Source organism: Methanocrinis sp. (assembly GCF_049974945.1).
Lineage (GTDB): Archaea > Halobacteriota > Methanosarcinia > Methanotrichales > Methanotrichaceae > Methanocrinis.
On sequence record NZ_JBNGCU010000111.1, the window covers coordinates 1 to 4,708 of the forward strand.

6 protein-coding genes and 1 other RNA gene are annotated in these 4,708 nt (G+C 59.9%); 2 read left to right on the forward strand and 5 right to left on the reverse strand.

Features of this window, described 5'->3' with window-relative positions:
• The 3 genes from ACP5EL_RS09100 to modA all read right to left on the reverse strand — a co-directional run.
• The coding region (locus tag ACP5EL_RS09100) for an ATP-binding cassette domain-containing protein (protein ID WP_428402197.1) at positions 1 to 551 on the reverse strand (551 nt) is incomplete at its 3' end.
• A 21-nt stretch (positions 552 to 572) separates the two neighbouring features.
• A complete protein-coding gene (locus tag ACP5EL_RS09105; RefSeq protein WP_428402198.1) occupies positions 573 to 1,400 on the reverse strand; it encodes an ABC transporter permease in 828 nt (275 codons plus the stop codon).
• Between the two features lie 15 nt (positions 1,401 to 1,415).
• Positions 1,416 to 2,171 carry a molybdate ABC transporter substrate-binding protein gene (gene modA / locus ACP5EL_RS09110; RefSeq protein ID WP_428402199.1) on the reverse strand — a complete coding sequence of 252 codons (756 nt, stop codon included), beginning with the start codon at positions 2,169 to 2,171 and terminating at the stop codon, positions 1,416 to 1,418.
• A 216-nt stretch (positions 2,172 to 2,387) separates the two neighbouring features.
• Between modA and rnpB the strand changes: the two genes are divergently transcribed.
• An RNA gene (gene rnpB, locus ACP5EL_RS09115) (RNase P RNA component) lies at positions 2,388 to 2,702 on the forward strand.
• Positions 2,703 to 2,723: 21 nt separating this feature from the next.
• Here the strand turns inward: rnpB and ACP5EL_RS09120 are convergent.
• A complete protein-coding gene (locus tag ACP5EL_RS09120) occupies positions 2,724 to 3,314 on the reverse strand; it encodes a DUF99 family protein (protein WP_428402200.1) in 591 nt (196 codons plus the stop codon).
• Positions 3,315 to 3,458: 144 nt separating this feature from the next.
• On the opposite strand from ACP5EL_RS09120, the gene ACP5EL_RS09125 reads away from it, so the two are divergent.
• On the forward strand, positions 3,459 to 3,734 hold the full coding sequence (locus ACP5EL_RS09125; RefSeq protein WP_428402201.1) for a hypothetical protein: 276 nt from the start codon (positions 3,459 to 3,461) through the stop codon (positions 3,732 to 3,734).
• Positions 3,735 to 3,853: 119 nt separating this feature from the next.
• Here ACP5EL_RS09125 and ACP5EL_RS09130 read toward each other — a convergent pair whose 3' ends face one another.
• Positions 3,854 to 4,669: an Mrp/NBP35 family ATP-binding protein gene (locus ACP5EL_RS09130; RefSeq protein ID WP_428402202.1), complete on the reverse strand. Its 816-nt coding sequence runs from the start codon at positions 4,667 to 4,669 to the stop codon at positions 3,854 to 3,856.
• Positions 4,670 to 4,708: the final 39 nt, after the last annotated feature.

A 4,708-nucleotide genomic window follows, 5' to 3' on the forward strand; every position in this document is an offset into this window, starting at 1 on the left:
ATCGTCGTCCCGTAGACCTGGTGGATCCTCCTCAGCTCCCGGCGCAGCCTCTCCCGGGTGGCTACGTCGAGGGCGCTGAGGGGCTCGTCGAGGAGCAGAACCTTCGGCTCCATCACCATCGCTCTAGCGATGGCCACCCTCTGCTTCTCACCCCCGCTGAGGGTCTCCGGCCGCCGGCGATGGAGGTGGCCGATCCCCAGAAGATTCGAGGCTGCGGCCACCTTCTCCTCGATCTCGTCTGAGGAGGCCTTCTGTGACCGCAGGCCGAAGGCGATGTTCTCTCTCACCGAGAGGTGGGGAAAGAGCATGTAGTCCTGGTAGACCATCGAGATCTTCCTCTCCCTCGGAGGCTCCCCGGTGATATCCCGCCCGTCGAGGAAGATCCTCCCGACGTCGGGAGGGCGGATCCCGGCCAACGCCTCCATCAGGATCGTCTTTCCCGAGCCTGTAGGTCCGATTATGACCAGATACTCGCCGGAACCCACCTCCAGGGAGACCTCCCTCAGGACGAACTCTCCGAGATCTTTTGATATCTTCTCCAGCCTCAGCATCTTCTCCTTCTCCTTCTCCTCCTAAAGGCGAAGCCCTCCGACCCGCCGTTCGAAGATGTACAGCGAGACGACGGAGATCAAAATCAGCATCGTCGCCGCCGAGATTGCCTCGTCGAGCTTTCCGCAGGACATGTTCAGAAAGAGGGAGGTGGGCAGGGTCTCGGTCCTCATCCTCGTCGCCCCCGCCAGCATCAGGACCGCCCCGAACTCGCCGATCCCCTTCGACCAGGTGATCACAGACCCCGCCAGAAGGCCGTTGGAGGCCATGGGGAGGGTCACCCTCCAGATGGCCTGGGCATCGGTGCACCCCAGGGTCTTGGCCACGTGCTCGTACCTCGGGCTGATCCCTTCGAAGGTGGACCTCATCACCCTCAGCATGAAAGGGACGTTCACGAAGAACTGGGCGATAACGATCCCCAGGGGGGTGAATACGAAGACTAGCCCCACCTCTGAGAGCCACCTTCCCAGAGGGCTTGTGCCGAAGAAGAGGAGGAGGCCGACCCCCGCCACCAGGGGCGGGAGGGCGAGAGGCATGTCGAAGAGGGTGCTGGCCGCCCTCTTTCCAAAAAAGTCGTATCGTGCGAGGGCGTAGGCCGCCGGGATCGCTACGAGGATGCAGAGGGTCGTCGATGCGATCGAGGTCTTTAGACTCAGACCTATGGCGAACCGGATCTCCTCGGAGTGGAGGGATGCGAGGAACGTTTCGGGGGCCGAACGGCTCAAGACCAGGAGGAGGACGATCGATATGAAGACCGCCAGGACGAGGCTCGCCCCGATGGTCGCCGCCTTCAACCAGAGCCGTTCAAGGACCGTCAGCTTCCACCGCCTCCACCCGCTCCTTTTTCCCATCAAGCCCACTGCCCTTCAGCTCGTCGCCTCGTACAGCGGGTCCGGATAAACGGCAAACCCGTGATCTGCGAAGACCGCTTTACCCTCTTCTGAGGCGACGAAGTTCATGAAAGCCCTCGCGGTCTCCTCGTCCTCGGAGAAGACAAGATTCCCGATGGGAACGACCTTTATCCCGTTCACCTCCACGGGTATCTCGACTTTATCCATCGAATCGGGGTTATAGAGATCATCCCAGATGATGGCGGCGTCCGCCTGATCCATCGATATGTAGACCAGAAGCTCGTTTACGGTCGCCGAGGAGGCGACGACGTTCTTTTTTACCTCTTCCCAGACTCCCAACCTCTCCAGCATGGTCTTTGAGTTCTTACCTATGGCGGGACCCGTCGGCTCTCCGAGGACGACCCTCATCCCAGGCTCGGCGAGATCTTCGAGGGAGTCGATCCCGGTCGGGTTTCCCTTTGGGGTGATGATGCAGGGGACGTGGTAGACGACGTCTCTCGTCTCGTCGACGAATCCCTTCTCGATCGCCGATTCGATATAAGATCGCGCTCCGGGCATGTAAAGGTCGCCGGTCTGGTACAGCTCGATCTGGGATAGGAGCTGGGCCGACCCTCCGAAGCTGTACTGGATCTCTATACCCTCCTCCTCAAAGAAGAGGTCTGCGATCTCCTCCATCGGCTCTCTCATCCCCGCCCCGCAGTAGACGAGAAGAGAGTCCTGGGCGTCACACCCCGATATGAGGGGGCTCACCGCCAGGATCAATCCGATCATCAAAGATAAAGCTCTGCGATCCATAGGGCGGCATAGATGCAAGCACAAAAATAAACATTGCGGCTCAAAGGTAAACAGAAAAGATTAATCATTCGGCCCGAGGGCGCAGAAGGAGTGGGGCGTTGCAAAACCTCAAGAGGCAGATCTGCAGGAGAGGCTCGAAAGTTCGGGCTACAAAGGCTTTTTATATCTTCCTCCCTTACGCGTCCCGGGCGCGAGAGTGGAAGGGCGGCTGCCGCTGGCGAACCCTTCGCCGGTGTGGAAAGTCCCCCCACCTCTGGACACGCAGACACCTCTTACGGGTGTAGGGCGAGAGCTCTGGCTCTGGCACAGAAACGATACTGCGCCGCACAAATGCCATGATGCCGGAAGGCTGAGGTCGTGCGAGAAAGCAGATGAAACGGCGAATCCCTGCGGGTGCAAGCCAAAATAAGGGCGATATACGGAGTCCAGCCAACGCCCGGGTATGGCGCTAAGCTGAATGCCGCCAATGCGAGGGCATGAACAGAAGGGGGCTTACTCTCCAGACTCGCGCCCGTCAATTTTGCAGACTCATCTCTTTTCGGCCATCAAACCAGCGTCTGCTCTCAATATGCTCCTCGCCAGAAGCCTCGCCACCCGGAGCGGCTCGGGCACCTTCCCCTCCAGGGTGAAGGAGTTGAGGAGGCCCTTCGTCTCCTCCGCCGTCGCACCGAGGAACCTAGCGTAGACCTCGAACCCGGTCTTGAGCCGCAGGGGCTCCCGGGGGCCGAGGCTTCTGTACAGCTCGATCTTCTGTTGAGGGTGGGTGAAGTACTCCCTTATGTACCCCTCCAGCCCCTCCGACTCCTCGTAGGTGAGGCTTATCACCGGGAGGTCCGTCTCCTCGCGGACCCGATCGAGGTCGACGATGTTGAACCAGCTGATAACGGAGCCGTTCAGGAGGAGGGCGTTTATGTCGCGCCTCTCAAGCCCCCTGAATATATCCAAAACCCCCTCGGTGGCGTCGTCGCCTCCGACTGAGATCTCGGCCAGGCCGAAGCCGTCGATCCTCAGATCCTTGCGCATCACCACGCCCGCCAGCCTTGAGAGAGGCTCCTTCTTCGTGAAGCTCTCGGCTATCCCCAGGACCCGGACTCCCCTCTTGTTGACGTGGAGCGTCATGAGAACGATATCTGCCCGCAGAGATGAAAGCCTTTTTGGAGGTCGCTGAAGGTTCTTCCGCGTCTCTCCCCCTCCCGGCGCCCTGGCGAAAATTTCATAAGTTTGCCCGCCCTTATTAGTTGGATACAGACTGGTGGTGAAAGCATGAAGACGAAAGAGATGGAGAATATGGACAAGGTGGTCGAGGAGATCGGGACCGGTCCCCTCTGCATGAACGAGCCTCTACTGGAGGAGGTCACCAAGACCCTGCTGGATAAGGGGTACGCTGCCGCAGAGGTGTTCGTCTCCCAGCGGACCGGGGCCGACGAGCAGGACGAGATCGTGAGGGCGCTCGCCATCAGCCAAAAATACGATCTCAGCCCGGAGGCGGGGGCGAAGGTGGTACAGAACCTGAACGTCATCAAGTCTGGAAAGTGGTGACCACCCCGGAGCTCCGATCGACCTTGAGGGTCTGAGGCATTCTCCTCCATCCATCCAAATTTTTGGCGGGCTGCCCTCTCGCGCCCCCTTTTCTATTTTTATTGTGCCTGCGAGGGCCTTTATTCTCCGGAAGTCTGGGCTTTCTGCTCCTCCTCGTAGTGGGCCATGATCTCTCTCACAATCTCGTCGAAGGCCTCGGCGGTCTTGGACTGGACGTTCAGTATGAACGGCACGCCGCTGTCACCGGTTTCGCAGATCGCAGGATCGATCTCGATCTTTCCCAGGAAGGGAACCCCCAGCTCCTCGGCGGCCTTCATCCCTCCACCAACCTTGAATAGGTCGATCGCTCCACCGCACTTGGGGCAGGAGAAGCCGCTCATGTTCTCTACGATCCCCAGGACCGGTATCCCCAGGCCTCTGGACATATCGATCGCCTTCCTCGCGTCCAGGAGAGCGAGGTCTTGGGGGGTGGTGACGACTATGGTGCCGTCGGGCCGGAGGAGCTGGGCGATGCTGAGGGGCTCGTCGCTCGTCCCAGGAGGAAGGTCGATCAGCATGTAGTCGAGGTCGCCCCAGCTGACCGCCTCGATGAACTGCTTCAGAGCCTGCATCTTCAGGGGGCCCCTCCAGACGACGGGGCTGTCCTTTCCGATAACAAAGGCCATTGATACCACCTTGATGCCGTTCTCAGCCCCGATGGGAAGCTCCACCGGGTTGATCGTCTGGTCCTCTTCGCCGGTCAGGACGGCGTCCTCTATGTTCAGCATCTTGGGGACGTTCGGCCCGGTGATGTCGGCGTCGAGGATCCCCACCTTTTTGCCGTAGAGGGCGAGGCCGAGGCCCAAATTGACGGCCACCGTCGTCTTTCCGACGCCCCCTTTGCCGCTCATCACCATTATCCTGTGCTTGATCTTACTTGCTGGAGGTTCGGTCATTTTATATGCTCCATGCGGCTCATCTCCGGCCGCCTTATC

Excerpts from the sequence above, each read along its gene's own strand:
- ACP5EL_RS09105 (WP_428402198.1), bottom strand. The coding sequence starts at position 1,400 with ATGGGAAAAAGGAGCGGGTGGAGGCGGTGGAAGCTGACGGTCCTTGAA.
- modA (WP_428402199.1), bottom strand. The coding sequence starts at position 2,171 with ATGATCGGATTGATCCTGGCGGTGAGCCCCCTCATATCGGGGTGTGAC.
- ACP5EL_RS09120 (WP_428402200.1), bottom strand. The coding sequence starts at position 3,314 with ATGACGCTCCACGTCAACAAGAGGGGAGTCCGGGTCCTGGGGATAGCC.
- ACP5EL_RS09125 (WP_428402201.1), top strand. The coding sequence starts at position 3,459 with ATGAAGACGAAAGAGATGGAGAATATGGACAAGGTGGTCGAGGAGATC.
- ACP5EL_RS09130 (WP_428402202.1), bottom strand. The coding sequence starts at position 4,669 with ATGACCGAACCTCCAGCAAGTAAGATCAAGCACAGGATAATGGTGATG.